Source organism: Pectobacterium colocasium (assembly GCF_020181655.1).
Lineage (GTDB): Bacteria > Pseudomonadota > Gammaproteobacteria > Enterobacterales > Enterobacteriaceae > Pectobacterium > Pectobacterium colocasium.
The window spans coordinates 1,763,498-1,778,003 of record NZ_CP084032.1; the positions used below are offsets into that span (position 1 = coordinate 1,763,498).

At 46.4% G+C, this 14,506-nt stretch carries 14 protein-coding genes and 1 pseudogene; 12 read left to right on the forward strand and 3 right to left on the reverse strand.

What is annotated here, in order from left to right; all coding sequences use genetic code 11:
- Window positions 1–210: 210 nt before the first annotated feature.
- The 12 genes and pseudogenes from LCF41_RS07855 (at window position 211) to LCF41_RS07910 (ending at window position 10,416) form a co-directional block, all read left to right on the forward strand.
- A complete protein-coding gene (locus LCF41_RS07855; protein ID WP_225087574.1) occupies window positions 211–645 on the forward strand; it encodes a nuclear transport factor 2 family protein in 435 nt (144 codons plus the stop codon).
- Window positions 642–1,361: an SDR family NAD(P)-dependent oxidoreductase gene (locus LCF41_RS07860; protein WP_014914872.1), complete on the forward strand. Its 720-nt coding sequence runs from the start codon at window positions 642–644 to the stop codon at window positions 1,359–1,361. Before LCF41_RS07855 ends, LCF41_RS07860 begins: the two co-directional genes overlap by 4 nt.
- Window positions 1,358–2,620, forward strand: coding sequence for an NAD(P)/FAD-dependent oxidoreductase (locus LCF41_RS07865; protein WP_225087575.1), 1,263 nt, complete (start codon window positions 1,358–1,360; stop codon window positions 2,618–2,620). Before LCF41_RS07860 ends, LCF41_RS07865 begins: the two co-directional genes overlap by 4 nt.
- A 1-nt stretch (window position 2,621) precedes the next feature.
- Window positions 2,622–3,344 (forward strand): DUF1365 domain-containing protein, encoded by a 723-nt coding sequence (locus LCF41_RS07870; protein ID WP_225087576.1) that lies wholly within the window; start codon window positions 2,622–2,624, stop codon window positions 3,342–3,344.
- Window positions 3,341–4,561 (forward strand): SAM-dependent methyltransferase, encoded by a 1,221-nt coding sequence (locus tag LCF41_RS07875; RefSeq protein WP_225087577.1) that lies wholly within the window; start codon window positions 3,341–3,343, stop codon window positions 4,559–4,561. Before LCF41_RS07870 ends, LCF41_RS07875 begins: the two co-directional genes overlap by 4 nt.
- The gene (locus LCF41_RS07880; protein WP_225087578.1) at window positions 4,558–5,043 is read left to right on the forward strand and encodes a DUF2878 domain-containing protein; all 486 of its coding nucleotides are present in this window, start codon (window positions 4,558–4,560) and stop codon (window positions 5,041–5,043) included. The genes LCF41_RS07875 and LCF41_RS07880 overlap by 4 nt, the downstream gene beginning before the upstream one ends.
- Window positions 5,040–5,567 (forward strand): hypothetical protein, encoded by a 528-nt coding sequence (locus LCF41_RS07885; RefSeq protein ID WP_225087579.1) that lies wholly within the window; start codon window positions 5,040–5,042, stop codon window positions 5,565–5,567. Before LCF41_RS07880 ends, LCF41_RS07885 begins: the two co-directional genes overlap by 4 nt.
- On the forward strand, window positions 5,564–6,091 hold the full coding sequence (locus tag LCF41_RS07890) for a DUF3833 domain-containing protein (RefSeq protein WP_225087580.1): 528 nt from the start codon (window positions 5,564–5,566) through the stop codon (window positions 6,089–6,091). The genes LCF41_RS07885 and LCF41_RS07890 overlap by 4 nt, the downstream gene beginning before the upstream one ends.
- Window positions 6,092–6,104: 13 nt before the next feature.
- Entirely contained in the window at window positions 6,105–7,064 is a 960-nt protein-coding gene (locus LCF41_RS07895) for a YbgA family protein (protein ID WP_225087581.1), read from the forward strand.
- Between the two features lie 92 nt (window positions 7,065–7,156).
- Window positions 7,157–7,965 (forward strand): annotated as a pseudogene (locus LCF41_RS07900) (IS5 family transposase).
- Between the two features lie 811 nt (window positions 7,966–8,776).
- A complete protein-coding gene (locus LCF41_RS07905) occupies window positions 8,777–9,391 on the forward strand; it encodes a hypothetical protein (RefSeq protein ID WP_224072159.1) in 615 nt (204 codons plus the stop codon).
- Window positions 9,392–9,393: 2 nt separating this feature from the next.
- Window positions 9,394–10,416 carry a Kiwa anti-phage protein KwaB-like domain-containing protein gene (locus LCF41_RS07910; RefSeq protein WP_224072158.1) on the forward strand — a complete coding sequence of 341 codons (1,023 nt, stop codon included), beginning with the start codon at window positions 9,394–9,396 and terminating at the stop codon, window positions 10,414–10,416.
- Between the two features lie 318 nt (window positions 10,417–10,734).
- Here LCF41_RS07910 and LCF41_RS07915 read toward each other — a convergent pair whose 3' ends face one another.
- From LCF41_RS07915 to LCF41_RS07925, 3 genes are read right to left on the reverse strand one after another with little or no spacing between them, the layout of a single operon-like run.
- Complete coding sequence (locus tag LCF41_RS07915; protein ID WP_225087582.1) at window positions 10,735–12,384, reverse strand: ADP-ribosylglycohydrolase family protein; 1,650 nt, start codon at window positions 12,382–12,384, stop codon at window positions 10,735–10,737.
- Complete coding sequence (locus tag LCF41_RS07920) at window positions 12,374–13,024, reverse strand: DarT ssDNA thymidine ADP-ribosyltransferase family protein (RefSeq protein ID WP_225087583.1); 651 nt, start codon at window positions 13,022–13,024, stop codon at window positions 12,374–12,376. Before LCF41_RS07920 ends, LCF41_RS07915 begins: the two co-directional genes overlap by 11 nt.
- Entirely contained in the window at window positions 13,021–14,457 is a 1,437-nt protein-coding gene (locus LCF41_RS07925; protein ID WP_224072155.1) for a 3'-5' exonuclease, read from the reverse strand. Before LCF41_RS07925 ends, LCF41_RS07920 begins: the two co-directional genes overlap by 4 nt.
- Window positions 14,458–14,506: the final 49 nt, after the last annotated feature.

Sequence of the window (14,506 nt, forward strand, 5' to 3'; positions counted from 1 at the left end):
CAATCCTTCACGTCGTTGCCACCTGAAAAGGTGGCGGACGGGTGACGTCTTCTAATAATAGAAAATTTCACCTGTAAAATAGATATAAATAACCAATTGAAATTATTGTTAAATAAAAAATAACACCGGTAAAACTTGGACAAATAAAAATAATTGTGTAGATTTTAATTATGCGATTACGCCACGTTGTTCCAAGCCCAGGTGAGACTCATGAACACATTGTCATCCGTCATCAACCGATTTGTGGATTACTACACCGAGCTGGATACCCAGCAGCCATCGGCGCTGGCCGAGATTTATCATCCGGATGCTTCGCTTATCGACCCGTTTGGTGAACATGAGGGGCTGGTTGCGATCCAGCGTTACTTCACCCATCTGCTGGCTAACGTTGAGCAGTGCCGCTTTTCCATTGACCCTTCCCTCAGCAGCGGCCATCGTTTTGCCGTAACCTGGATCATGCACTGGGCCCACCCGCGAGTTGCCGGGGGAGACGCACTTACCCTGGAAGGATGCTCAATCGTGGATATTCAGGACGATCTGATTATTCGTCAGCGCGATTATTACGACGCCGGAGAGATGATCTACGAACACCTGCCGTTACTGGGCTGGGCGGTGCGCGGTGTGAAAAGGAGGGTGCGTTCATGAAAACGGTCCTCATCACGGGTGCAAGCTCTGGCATAGGCGAGGGGCTCACAAAATCCTGGGCCGATGACGGCTACCGCGTCATCGCTTGCGGGCGAGATCCAGACCGGCTGGAGGCGTTACAACAATACAGCCCAAACATCACGGTTAGGTCGTTCGATATGACCGATCCTGCGGCCTGCCGTCAGGCGCTGTCCAACTGCGCTGCCGATTTGGTCATTCTCTGTGCGGGAACCTGTGAATATCTGGATCATGGCGTTGTGGATGCCGCGCTGGTGGAACGGGTGATGACCACCAATGTTCTGGGGCCGGTAAACTGTCTGGCCGCGCTACAGGGGCAGCTGGTTTCGGGAAACCGCGTGGTGCTGGTCAGCTCCATGGCGCACTGGCTGCACTTCCCACGGGCAGAGGCTTATGGTGCATCGAAAGCGGCGCTGACTTGGTTTGCCAATAGCCTGCGTCTGGATTGGGAGCCAAAAGGGATTGCCGTCACGGTCGTCTCACCGGGCTTTGTTGACACGCCACTGACCCGCAAAAATGATTTTGCCATGCCCGGTCAGGTGAGCGTGGACAGCGCCGTGGAGGCTATCCGTCGTGGTCTGGCTAAAGGAAAAGATCACATCGCGTTCCCGACAGGCTTCAGCCTGATTTTGCGCCTGCTGGCAGGGCTGCCGAATTTTCTTCAACGCGCGTTGCTGCGCAGGATGGTGCGTTCATGAACATTGCTATTATCGGCAGCGGTATCGCCGGGTTGACTTGTGCCTGGCGACTGGCCGGACACCACCAGATTACGCTTTTCGAGGCTGAACCCACGTTAGGTGGGCATACCGCTACGGTTGATGTCACCACTCCGCAGGGGACGTATGCCATCGATACCGGGTTTATCGTCTATAACGACCGCACCTATCCGCGTTTTATGGGCCTGCTCAGCGAGTTGGGCATCCGTGGGCAAAAAACGCAAATGAGCTTCTCCGTGCATAACCCAGAGAACGGTCTGGAGTATAACGGCCATACTGTCGCTTCGCTGTTTGCCCAGCGCCGTAATCTTGTCAATCCGACATTCTGGGGGCTGCTGAAATCGATCGTACGTTTTAATCGATTGGCAAAAGAAGCGTTGGCGGGGGAGGTGGACGAGAGCGCAACGCTACAGACTTTCCTCGATCAGCACCATTTCAGCGGTTTTTTCGCCCGTCATTACATTTTGCCGATGGGGGCCGCTATCTGGTCGTCGTCGCTTCAGGAGATGCGCCGCTTCCCGCTGCCGCTATTTTTGCGTTTCTTTGAGCACCACGGTCTGCTGGATATCGCTCATCGTCCGCAGTGGTACGTGGTGCCCGGTGGTTCGCGGGAGTACATTCGCGCTATGCTGGCACAGCTGGGCGATCGCCTGACCCTTCATCTCAACGCGCCGGTGCAGAAGGTGATGCGCCACGACGGAAGCGTTCAGATCCAGCTTGAGGAATCGAGCTATACGTTCGATCAGGTGATTTTCGCCTGCCACTCCGCGCAGGCATTGGCGATGCTTGACGAGCCGACGTCTGCCGAGCGTGAGGTGCTGGGGGATATCGGCTGGCAGCGTAACGAGGTGGTGTTACACAGCGACCCGCGCTGGCTGCCGGTGCGCCAGCGCGCCTGGGCCAGTTGGAACTATCGCCTGAGTGAGCGTGAACAGGATAGCGCCTGTGTCACCTATAACATGAATATCTTACAAGGGTTGCCAGAGGGCAGCCCCCTGTTCTGCGTTACTCTGAACCCGGAAACACCGATTGACGAGCGCTATGTCTGGAAGCGCTTTGTCTATGAACACCCGCTGTTTAACCCCAAAAGCTGGCGTGCACAGGCGCGGCGCGGTGAGATTAACGGCTGTCAGCGGAGCTGGTATTGCGGGGCTTACTGGTACAACGGTTTTCATGAAGATGGCGTACGTAGTGCACTCGATGTGGTGAAGGGGATCGCCGCCGCAGGAGAGGGGAACTGAAATGAACAGTTGCCTGTATCAGGGAGTTTTACGCCATCGGCGGCTCCAGCCGAAAGTGCACCATTTTCGCTACAGTATGTTTATGGCTTGGCTCGATCTTGATGAACTCGACGTGCTGCCATCGGCAGGCATCCGCCGTAACCGATTTGCTGCTGCCGCTTTCCACGATGCGGACTACCCGCTCGGCACGCCGCTCAAAGATAACGTCCTTGACCGGCTTGAAAGCCTGACCGGCGAGCGACCTTATGGCCGGGTTATGCTTCTGACCCAGTTGCGCTATTTCGGGTTCCACTTTAATCCGGTCAATTTTTACTACTGCTATGACCATATGGGCATCCTGCGCTGGATACTGGCCGAGGTGCGCAATACCCCGTGGGACGAGCGTCACTACTACGCGGTCGATGGCCAGACGACCCGCCCGCTGGAAAAGGCGTTCCACGTCTCCCCCTTTAACCCGATGGACATGGTTTACCACTGGCGTTTCAACAGCCCCGGTAAAACGCTGCATATGCATATCGAAAATCACCAGGAATCCAAAGTATTCGATGCCACGTTGGTGCTGCGCCGTGAACCACTGACGCGCGCAAACCTGACGTCACTTCTGCTGCGTATACCGTTGATGACGCTGAAAACTGTGTTCGCTATTTATTGGCAGGCGCTGCGGCTATGGCTTAAGCGTGTGCCGCTGTACAACCATCCCGTCAGCAGGAGTGAACGCTCATGACCGATCCCGTCTTTGCGCTTGAACCCGACATCCCGCGCAATGCTCGTATCGCGCGCTGGCTGCTCTTTCGTTTGCTAAGTGGTATCCGCGAGGGCGCGATCACGGTACGTGAAGGGGCGCAGGCTTTCCATTTTGGCGATGCTGCCGCCACACTGCGCGCCGACGTGCAGATCCTTGCTCCAAGCGTGTACTGGCGTTTGCTGACTGGCGGCAGCCTCGGCGCTGCTGAAGCCTGGATAGACGGCGAGTGGGAGACCAATCAGCTCACCCCGCTGTTGCAGATTCTTGCGCTCAACAGCAAGGTGCTAGAGCAGATGGAAAGCGGTTTTCGTCTGCTGGGCAGGCCCGTTGAGCGACTTCGCCACTGGACGCGGCGCAACCATCGGCAGCAGGCGCGGGAAAACATCGCTGCCCATTACGATCTGGGCAATGAGTTCTACGCACATTTTCTCGATGAGGAAATGCTCTACTCCAGTGCGCTGTTCACCGCCGACGAGCAGGATCTTACCCTGGCTCAGCGGGCAAAGATGACCCGCCTGTGTGAACAACTGACGCTGACGGCCAGCGATCACCTGTTGGAAATCGGCACCGGTTGGGGGGCGATGGCGGAGTTCGCCGCTCGTCATTACGGCTGCCGCGTCACCACTACCACGCTGTCGCAGGAGCAATATGACTGGGCGAAAGCGCGGATTGCCCGCGCGGGGTTACAGGATCGGGTGCAGGTCCTGCTGTGTGACTACCGCGATCTGACCGGCGAGTTCGATAAGCTGGTATCGGTCGAGATGATAGAAGCGGTAGGACAACGCTACCTGCCAGACTTCTTCCGCACCTGTCAGGCACGTTTGCGCCCGGGAGGAAAAATGGTGATTCAGGCCATCACCATTCAGGATCAGCGCTACCACGACTACAGCAAAAGCGTCGATTTTATCCAGCGCTACATCTTCCCCGGCGGTTTTTTACCAAGCATTACGGTGATGAGTGAGTTGATGACGCGACACACCGATTTTGTCGTCCGCAATCTGTTCGACATGGGGCCTGACTACGCCCGCACGCTGGCACAGTGGCGGCAGCGGTTTGTACACGCCTGGCAGGATATTGAAAAGCTCGGTTTTGATGACCGGTTTCGTCGTATGTGGCTCTACTACTTTGGCTACTGCGAAGCCGGATTTAATGCACGTACTATCAGTGCGGTGCAACTGACTGCGGAGCGCGTATGAAGCGCTATGTGCAGGTCTTTCTGATGGCAATAGCGTTCGATCTTTACTGGACGCTGGTGGTGTTGTTTCGTGAACGAGGCCTGTTTTTGTGGCTTGCTCTCGCGATACTGGCCTGCCTGATGTTGTCGCCTGCACACCGTCTTTACGCCCTCCTGCTCGCCGCGGCGGGGAGCAGTCTTGATGCGTTCTGGGTGTGGACGGGGTTGATCGACTTTGACGGCGACGTGCTGCTGCCGCTGTGGATGGTGGCGCTGTGGTTGATGTTCGCTACCGTCTGGACTGAACTGACCCGCACGACCACGCTGCCGGTGTGGCTACTGACGCTGATGGCGACTTTTGGCGGGCCAGTGGCGTACATCATCGGCGAACGTCTGGGTGCGATGACCTTCCTGAAGCCTGACATGATCGTCGCCAGTTGGATGGCGTCGGGCTGGCTGATTCTGATGCTGTTTTTCCACATGTTGATGGGGAAGCGACAATGAGAACCGCGTTATTGATGTTGCTGTGGCTGACGGCCATCACGCCAGTCGCCCATTCCGCCGACTGGTTAAGCTGGCGCAAAGTGGGTGATGCAACCCTAACCTGGGGGCCGTTCACCGTCTATACTTCCCAACTACTCACGCCGGACGGCCGGTATAACGGTCCGGAGCAGGATCAGGCGTTAATTATTACCTACAAACGCAATATCGACCGCGACGAGCTGGTCGAGGCCACTCGCGATCAGTGGCAGGCGCAGGGCGTTCTGGCACGCGAACTGCAGAGCGAATCCTGGCTGCGTATGCTGCATTCCCTCTGGCCCGACGTCACACCGGGGGCGCAGCTGGCCTTTGTGTTTAACGGTAAGCAAGGGCAATTCTGGTACCGCGCCTCGGCGTCACAAAAAAGTTTTGCCCCGCTCGGTCCGAGCCAGCCTGCAACCTTTAGTACATGTTTTCTGGCCATCTGGCTCGATCCTCGCACGCAATATCCCGAACTGCGTCAGCAGTTGATCGGAGGTAAAAAATGAAACGTATTCTGACACTGTGCCTGATGCTGGTAATGCTGACAGGCTGCAGCACAGAGGTTACTGACTACCGACAACAACAGCCGTCGCTAGATATCTTCCAGTATTTTCAGGGGAAAACCGAAGCGTGGGGCATGGTGCAGGATCGCAGCGGTAAACAGCTGCGTCGCTTCCACGTCGACATCACCGGTAACGTCATCGGCGACACGCTGACGCTTAACGAGCATTTCGTCTATGACGATGGTGAGCAACAGCAGCGCGTGTGGCATATCCGGCGCATCGCTGCCGATCGCTACGAGGGCACCGCGGGCGATATTGAAGGTGTGGCGACAGGTCAGGCTGCGGGCAATGCTTTTAACTGGCGTTACAGTATGAACGTTAAAGCTGACGGCCGTACCTGGCTGTTACACTTTGACGACTGGATGTACCTACAGGACGGCACGCATCTTTTTAATAAAACAGAGATGAAGAAATTCGGGATCACCGTCGGGACGGTCACGCTTTTCTTCACCCGAAATACGCAGTAAAGAGGGGAGTGCCATGACCATTCAACCCGTCATTGGGATCAGCGGATGTTTAACCGGCTCGGCCGTACGGTTTGACGGCGGGCATAAACGCATGAACTTTGTCATGGATGAACTGGCGCAGTGGGTGACCTTCAAACCCGTCTGCCCGGAGATGTCCATCGGCCTGCCCGTGCCCCGTCCGGCTCTGCGTCTGGTACAGACGGCGGAAGGCGACATTCGCATGCGCTTCAGTCATGCCCCACACGACGATGTAACGGAGAAAATGGCCGACTTCGCCGAGACTTACCTCTCACGTTTGGATCAACTGTCGGGCTTTATCGTTTGTGCCAAATCGCCGAGCTGCGGTATGGAGCGCGTGCGGCTGTATGACGAAAAAGGCAATCGCGGGCGTAAAGAGGGGGTTGGTCTTTTTACCGCTTCATTACTGGAGAAATACCCGTGGTTACCGGTTGAAGAAGATGGTCGCCTGCACGATCCGGTGCTGCGGGAGAACTTTGTCGAGCGTGTTTTCGCCCTACATGAGCTGAACGCTCTGCGTGCCAACGGCCTCACGCGCCGCGCGCTGCTGGACTTCCACAGCCGCTATAAACTTCAACTGCTGGCACACCACCAGGCGGGCTACCGTGAGATCGGGCCGTTTGTCGCGTCGCTGCATGAATGGGAAAACCTGGATGATTTCTTTGTGGCCTATCGCGAAAAACTGATGACAATCCTGAAGAAACCCGCTTCGCGGAAAAATCACACCAACGTACTAATGCATATTCAGGGTTATTTCCGTAATCAGTTGACCCTCCGCCAGCGTGGTGAACTGCGCGAGGTGATCCTGCACTATCGCGATGGACTGTTGCCCATCCTCGCCCCACTTACGCTGCTGAAGCACTATCTGGCCGAATACCCCGACCGCTATCTGCTAACTCAAAATTACTTTGACCCCTATCCGCAGAGTTTGGGTCTTCGCCTCCCGGTTCACTGAGGGAGAAAGAGGGAAAGGGCATGATAAATGGGGCAAAGGTTACTTAGAGCCTATCCCAATTATAAGTAACTGAGAATTTTTGAGGACGTAGCATGACTGGCAGCACGTGGCGGATTAGTGATGAACTCTGGGAAAAAATAGCGCCGCTTATTCCTGAACATAAAACTAACCATCCACTGGGAATGCACCGAAAGCGTGTTGATGACCGGGCTGCTATGGACGCCATTTTCTTTGTGCTACGCACCGGATGCCAGTGGAACGCACTGAATTAAACGGGGATCTGTTCGTCGAGTTCCGCACACCGCCGCTTTCAGGAATGGCGCGCAGCGGGGGTTTTTGAGCGTTTCTGGCAGAACGGATTGATGGTCAGTGAACAACTGAAAGTCATTGACTGGTCATGGTTGTCGATGGACGGCTGTATGACAAAATCCCCGCTGGCAGGCTCAAAAAAACAGGCCGCAATCCCACGGACCTGGGGAAACAGGGGGTAAAGTGTAGTCTGATGACCGATGGGAACGGGCTACCGCTCTCTCTGGTTGTCGCAGGGGCGAATACCCACGATATCAGGTTAGTCACAGATACCCTTGATGCCCTCCAGACGGGCAGGCTCGGCAGAAGGCTCAATATCTGTCTGGATAAGGGGTATGACGCGGAATGGCTGGAAAGCGAACTGAAAAATCGGCGTTATGAACCGCATATCGAGTCGCGTAAGGAAGAATCCGATGCCAGCAAAGAGAATATGAATGACAAAGCCCGTCGGTGGGTTGTGGAGAGAACGCACAGCTGGATGAATCGCTTCCGTCGGCTTCAGACTCGTTGGGAGAAAAAAGTCGAAAACGATGAGGCGATGCTGCATTTTTCCTGCGGCATTATTGTCTGGAATAAAATCCTATTGGGATAGGCTCTAAGTGACATGACGGTTCCCTCCGATTGTTGGTAAAAACGAAATCGAACCAGCTTTACCAGTATTTTTACCAGCAAAAGTGTATGGCTTCGAGTGTTTTTTAGTGAACGAGGGCGAACCTGAAGAAGGGGATAACCAATTGATAAAAAGCAAAAAAGCAGACGTTAGTGAACGCCTGCTTTCTCTAAATTTGGCTCCTCTGACTGGGATCGCCTTTGCCAGTAACTGGCTAATTAATAAGCTAAACCTGAATTGCTAGTCTGTCAAGACCACCATAATGACCACCAATTGCTGAAGGTTTCATAAAACTGTTTTGAAAGGTCTGTTGTAAGTGAAAATGCGTTGATACAACATTTCAAGCAAGATAAAAGTCGTCAACCATGCCCTTAAAAGCCCGGGAGGCAAGTAACAAAAGCTAGTTCGCCATCTTAGATGAAAGAAATACTAGAGCATTGGTGCTTGTCATCTCCACAGGGACGTGTAGAGGTTGTGGTGCGGATCCGACACAACTTATAGTAGAGTGATATCGTCACGTCGTTCTGCATAGGTGTAAGATAGACTTACCACCAAAATGATCCCCGATTGGATTGGGTTGCACAAAAGGAGTTTGACTGTACTTGCTGTAAGTTGTGAACATTACTATGATGTTTCGGAAAAGGTAGAGCTATGAAGAAATAGTTCATGTCACATATCATAATGGTATGTAACGAGGGTGGAAGCCTGTTTATGACTGAAAGTCAGCATTACTCTAATCTACAGAGGATTGATTATCAAATTATATAAATAATATATTAAATAGGGAGGGGTTATGAGGGGGAATAAATTACATTTAGGCGCTAGAATCTCCTTGTTTATAGTGTCATATCTTCCACTTTTTTTTATAATGTGCTTTGTTCAGCTTTATACATATAAGAGTTATTTAAACTGGGCAGGCATTACTCTTGAGTCAGTGATGACTTTTCTTGAATATTTTGGGACTGTAACTATATTGGTTTTATTGTCTTTATTTGGTCTTGTGGGCTTGATGATTTTTTTAAAAAATATAAAGCGTCGATGCCAAACAAGCGGTAGGACTGTAAAGATTCTAGATATAGAAAATAAAAATAATGAATCAATAAGCTATCTATTTACATACCTAATACCGTTCGTTTTTCAAGATTTATCAAAATTATCTAATGTAATACCTATTGCGGTTTTATTGATGGTAACTGCTCTGATATACATAAATTCAAGCATGATTCTTATAAACCCTACTATAAGCATAAAGTACACATTATATCAAATAAGTTATTTAGATATAGAGAGTAATAAGAAACGTACTGGAATGATCTTAACTAAATCAAAATATTTAGAAGAAGATGATCTTCTTGACATTGAAGATGTAGGCCCAAAACTTTTTTACGCTGAATCTCATAAGGAATAAAAATGTTAAAGCTTGATGAGTTATTAGAATACGCAGAGCAACTTAAAGAAGATGATAAGGCAAAAATTTCTTTGTATTTTGTTACGAGACACCTCAAGAATGGCATGAGCAAAACGGCGAAAGTTACGGATAAATACGATTTTAAAGTTATTAAAGCTCCTATAGCTCCAGATATAGCTAAATTTTTTAAAAACACATTATCAAATCAAATAATTTCTCATGCATCAAAGGATGATATTGAGATGAAAAATTATACAGTAATAGATGATGATATTGATAATAAAATTTATGCATATGCAATGAATAACGCCATTTCATTTTCGAAAGTTATAAATGAAGATATCAAAAATGATAAACCTAAAGTTCTTACTTCGTTAGCCGAAATACAAGAGGATTTATGGGCTTATTGCATTAAAGTCCAGAAGAACTCAGAGCTTACTTATTCTTTCCGAAAAATAAGTAAAGGTAAAGTCACAACGAATGAACCTCAGGATGTTGTTCAAAGAATATTCGCTTTATTTGATAAGTCGGATAAAGAATTGAGATCATTTGATGGTAGTGCAGTTAATTTTGATGACAAGATCGACTGCATTTATATTAAAGAGCAATTCTATGTGTTCCATAAAAAAAGCTTCGAATCTATTGTGGGGCTTGAGGCGGAATTTACAGAGGCAGCACAAAAAACTTTAAATACCATAAAGGAATTTGATCTGGTTGAGGGATTGGATATTATTGAACAAGCCATATTACATAAGCCATCATTAAGGAAGATTCTTGCACATATAGCTGAGAAAGGTAATCACACTTCGTTGGATAGGAATGAAGTGGCATCAATGAATAGTGTTCTTAAAATGTTTCAAAATGAAGAATTTACTATCAATAATGACGGAAGAATAGTTATTGAAGATGAAAAGCAAGGGAGGAATTTTCTTAGACTTCTCAATGACTATTATAAACAAGGGATGACTACAAAAAAATACTATGGTACCGATAGTGGTAATTTAGTTAGTCCAGTTACAAAATAATTACTATCAAATGAAACGCTCTTTGGTATGGGCGTTTTATTCTTTTCAAAGGAATGTAAAAGATGTTTAAAAAAAATTTTGAAATTCTCTTTACAAGGAAAAATAAATTTTTATTTATAAGGTTTCTTATGCTACTCCTGAATTTCTAGAGGGTGTTCTATCTTCATCTGCGTTGGAGTTAATTACAAGACACATTCATGCGTAAAGGGGCGCACTTTTTGAAGCCAGTTAACACATTTAGTTTAAAAAAATCAGTACCAAATCACACATGGTAAGACATGAGACATCTAATATTATTAAATGTCTCATATTTAAAACTCAATTGTTTTTTCTCTTGCGAGAAATAATTGCTTTTGCAATTATGGCTGAATATGCAATGGCACCATTAACACCCATAACATCTGAAATATATAACAAATGACTTCCGATTAAATTCTCGTCAAAGTTGTGTTTAATTGCATCCGTTGTTAATTTATCAAGGTCTGGTTCATTTTTTAAGGTTAAGGTTGGCTCAACAGTGTTCTTTGATTGATTTCGATAATCAACTGGTATTTCAATCTGCTGTTGTTTTGGCAAGGAAGAATCAAATTTTTTATTTTCAGGGGAGTGAGCTTTAGAATTTAATTGCTTTAAAGTTGAAGTATTACGACGTTTAAGCAAAAATGATTGATTAAACTCAGATATCATCCATTGATAAAAGTATTGGTAAGTATCCGTGCTGTTACTTCTGAATTCTTCTGATATTGGCTTTATTTCGCCAAAAGGTGGGAACACAATTTTTCCATCCTGTATACCAACAAAATCTAATGAAGAAGTAGGAGCATTCCATTCCGATGTGTCAGGGAATGCAAAGCTATTACACTCATTGCCTTGAGAGAGAGCATATAATCTCTCTGCATCATAAACTATGTATGATTGATCCTGTAATTCTTGAGGTGGTCGTGTTCCTTCAATGTATCCTCTTAACGCACCAACCATAGTGGCAATAGAGTCGGTATCTGTACCAAGTTCATTAACAATATCAAGCATTAATGAAGATAAATTATTCGACTTCAAATATGATGCAGCCAGTGCTGCAATTGCAGTTAATGTGCCACTTCCTCTTGTTTTTTTATCTTTCAAGTTAAGAACTTTTACTAAAGAGCTATATGATTTGTTTTCTGCCGTTTCCCACTGTTCGACAATATCAAGAAGGTGTACTAATTCTTGGTATACTTCATCATAGGCTTCTTCAAGATTTGTTGATGTTTGGGATTCAAAAAATGGAACCCAGGCAGTATTAAGATTTATGTCGCTATATATTTTTTTCGGAATTTCATTAATCCATTTAAGTAAAAGTCGAGCATCTGAAATTGATGGTATATCTTTATTTGTCAGAATATGACTTAAGCACAAAGCATGAAAAACAGCTCCAGCAATGGCTCTGGGATGCCCATGTGTTGTAAGCGAGTTTTTGATTATATCAAGAAGGAATGATTCTACTCTTTCTGGTGTCCGACTTGCCCAAACATGGGGCTGGATTCGCATTGCTGCACCATTACCTCCAGAGTATACATAATTTGTTTTCTTTGATTGATAAAAGTTGTTATACCAAGTGACAGTTTTTTTTCCAAGAGATTCAGCTGCCAGCTTCGAAGATATACCAGCCCCTAAAGCATAAGAAGACCAAATAGGGAGCTCTACTTTTGAAAATGCATTTACGTCAAAATAATTATTATGATTAATTGCTCGCGACGTCGATAACCGCAGTTGGGTATCATCTGAGTAAGCGCCAGAAGGTATTGATATTAAAGGTCCATACACTCCGCCAACTTGTCTTCTCCATTCAACTAAGCCAGACAAATGGTCTTGACCGGTTCTTTTTACCAGCATACTGCGGTCTGCCAGTTCAGATATGAACCCCAGAGCATCCCCATAAGCAGCCCAAAGACTTGAGTTAACAGTGTTTTCGATTTTGTTAATTGTCATTGATATCATCTCTAAACTTGTTGGGACAAACTTCTACATCCAAGACTAAACCTAACACAGCCAATTGTGCCATGATACTGGCTTTATCCTCAAAGTTTGATACATAAACCTTTGCCAGATGCTCTAAAGTTAGTCTTCCAGGGTACAAAATTTCAGCTTGCTCACAGGTTGTCCACGAAGGTAAATGTGATGAGCCTCTGGAAATTATTTTCTGGTACTTACCAACAATAGGGTCGCGAAACATCCTTTCGAAACATTCAATACCTTCCCCTCTAAGGCAGGATGGATAAATGTTGTTTGTGGTTGTAAAGTAAACACCTGAATCCATGATAATTTCTGGTGAAAAAGATAATATTACCCAATAGATATCAGAATATTGGTGAACGTTTCGCGAGTGCTCAAAGAACTCAAAATTTAATTTTGTTACGGATAGGTTGACATAATTTAACCACTTTGAATCTCGCTCTCTTCTTTTCAGGGAATTCTGTTGAAAAATAAAAGCTAAAGTATCTTCTTCTTTTAATTTGGAATTAGGCAGTACAGCTCCAGTCCTCAGGATTCCTAAAAGCCCTTGATTTGTCGTGAAATGAAGTATCTCATTAATTCCTTTCGACTTTATTGACGTCTCAAATTCGTTCATAGTACTACCTTCTGGAACGTATTAGTGTCCAAATGATCGATAAAAAATGGCCTCGTATTGAAGCGATATCCTAGGATAATACTTACCTTAGCTCTCGTAATTCCCATTGAAATTAGTTTGATTATAGAGGCGTAATCAGAGTCTTGACTATCCGCAAAACTAAAAGAAAAATGATTCTCCTCAAGCCCAAGAATAAAAACGTGATCAAACTCTAGTCCTTTGGCTGAGTGAATCGTCGACAAGGCTATGTTCGTTTCGTTCGGCGGCCAAGAACTTTCTCCTGATATTTCAACGAATGGCAGATTTTGTTTTCTAAGTGAATCTTTTATTCCACCCGCTCGTTCAAACCATCCGCCACCTTTGGCATGTAAAAATCCAACAGTTTCCTGAGCTAAATCTACATTCTCTAATATGTAATTAATCACAAAATCTAACTGTTGATTAAACCTTCCCTCTAAGACAAGTGGGACAGGACCATGTCTCTTAATTGCATCAAGTATTGGCAGTGTTCCATCATCGTCTATTGCAATGGCTGCATTTTCGATTAACCTACTTGCAAAAGTAGCTATTTCGACTGTGTTTCTATAATTGAACTCTAACCGCGCATATCGAGTATTAGTAATATTAATACCAGCTTCTTTCCAAGTGAATCCTCGCTTATATATTTTTTGATTACTGTCAAGGATAATTGTAGTGAAATTGATGTCAGATAATTGGTTGGTTATTGCTTTAAGTTGGTTAGCTGAAAAATCTTGGGCTTCATCAATAATGGCTATGTGAATATTGTCTATTTTATTTTTTGTAAATAAAGTTGCAATGTCGTTCCAATCCAGAATTTTATCGACTTCCTTTGATCTAATATAAGGGTAAACGACTTCATCAAGAATCCTCCTTCGTAGTGGTTTTTCCATTCTAGGCATAGTACCGCGACCAGTACGCTCTATCTCAAGATAATCTTCTAAACCTTCCTCATCTAATCTTCCTAAAAGATATTCTACTTCATCTATCAAAAATTGATTGCTCAAGGGAATTAAATGACCAATGCGACTTATCCGATTTGCTTGGTCTTGAAAACTTAAAATTCTTGGATAACCATCAATTCTGTTGTACATATATTTAGATAATGTCAACACTTCAATGTTTAACCGGCTATGGTTTTCGGGCGCTGATAGCAAGGTTTCGCTTATTACTAGGTCGTTAATATAGGCCGAAAGTGTTTTATTAAAGGTGAAAATTCTAATGTTAATTTTTTCATTAATACCAAGTCTAGCGAATTCTTCTAAAAAATATCCTATAGATAGCTTCATCATTAAAATAGAAGTGGTTGTTTTACCGCTGCCTGCTGCACCACGAATGATTAACGTGCCAGGTCTGGGCCTTACCATCAACTTCAATTGTTCATCAGTAGGTTTGACAGATTGTAGAGTTTTCATTACCAGTGCATCCTTACGCAACCATGTTTTAGTAAATCAATTAAAATTA

Excerpts from the sequence above, each read along its gene's own strand:
- LCF41_RS07855 (WP_225087574.1), top strand. The coding sequence starts at position 211 with ATGAACACATTGTCATCCGTCATCAACCGATTTGTGGATTACTACACC.
- LCF41_RS07860 (WP_014914872.1), top strand. The coding sequence starts at position 642 with ATGAAAACGGTCCTCATCACGGGTGCAAGCTCTGGCATAGGCGAGGGG.
- LCF41_RS07865 (WP_225087575.1), top strand. The coding sequence starts at position 1,358 with ATGAACATTGCTATTATCGGCAGCGGTATCGCCGGGTTGACTTGTGCC.
- LCF41_RS07870 (WP_225087576.1), top strand. The coding sequence starts at position 2,622 with ATGAACAGTTGCCTGTATCAGGGAGTTTTACGCCATCGGCGGCTCCAG.
- LCF41_RS07875 (WP_225087577.1), top strand. The coding sequence starts at position 3,341 with ATGACCGATCCCGTCTTTGCGCTTGAACCCGACATCCCGCGCAATGCT.
- LCF41_RS07880 (WP_225087578.1), top strand. The coding sequence starts at position 4,558 with ATGAAGCGCTATGTGCAGGTCTTTCTGATGGCAATAGCGTTCGATCTT.
- LCF41_RS07885 (WP_225087579.1), top strand. The coding sequence starts at position 5,040 with ATGAGAACCGCGTTATTGATGTTGCTGTGGCTGACGGCCATCACGCCA.
- LCF41_RS07890 (WP_225087580.1), top strand. The coding sequence starts at position 5,564 with ATGAAACGTATTCTGACACTGTGCCTGATGCTGGTAATGCTGACAGGC.
- LCF41_RS07895 (WP_225087581.1), top strand. The coding sequence starts at position 6,105 with ATGACCATTCAACCCGTCATTGGGATCAGCGGATGTTTAACCGGCTCG.
- LCF41_RS07905 (WP_224072159.1), top strand. The coding sequence starts at position 8,777 with ATGAGGGGGAATAAATTACATTTAGGCGCTAGAATCTCCTTGTTTATA.
- LCF41_RS07910 (WP_224072158.1), top strand. The coding sequence starts at position 9,394 with ATGTTAAAGCTTGATGAGTTATTAGAATACGCAGAGCAACTTAAAGAA.
- LCF41_RS07915 (WP_225087582.1), bottom strand. The coding sequence starts at position 12,384 with ATGACAATTAACAAAATCGAAAACACTGTTAACTCAAGTCTTTGGGCT.
- LCF41_RS07920 (WP_225087583.1), bottom strand. The coding sequence starts at position 13,024 with ATGAACGAATTTGAGACGTCAATAAAGTCGAAAGGAATTAATGAGATA.
- LCF41_RS07925 (WP_224072155.1), bottom strand. The coding sequence starts at position 14,457 with ATGAAAACTCTACAATCTGTCAAACCTACTGATGAACAATTGAAGTTG.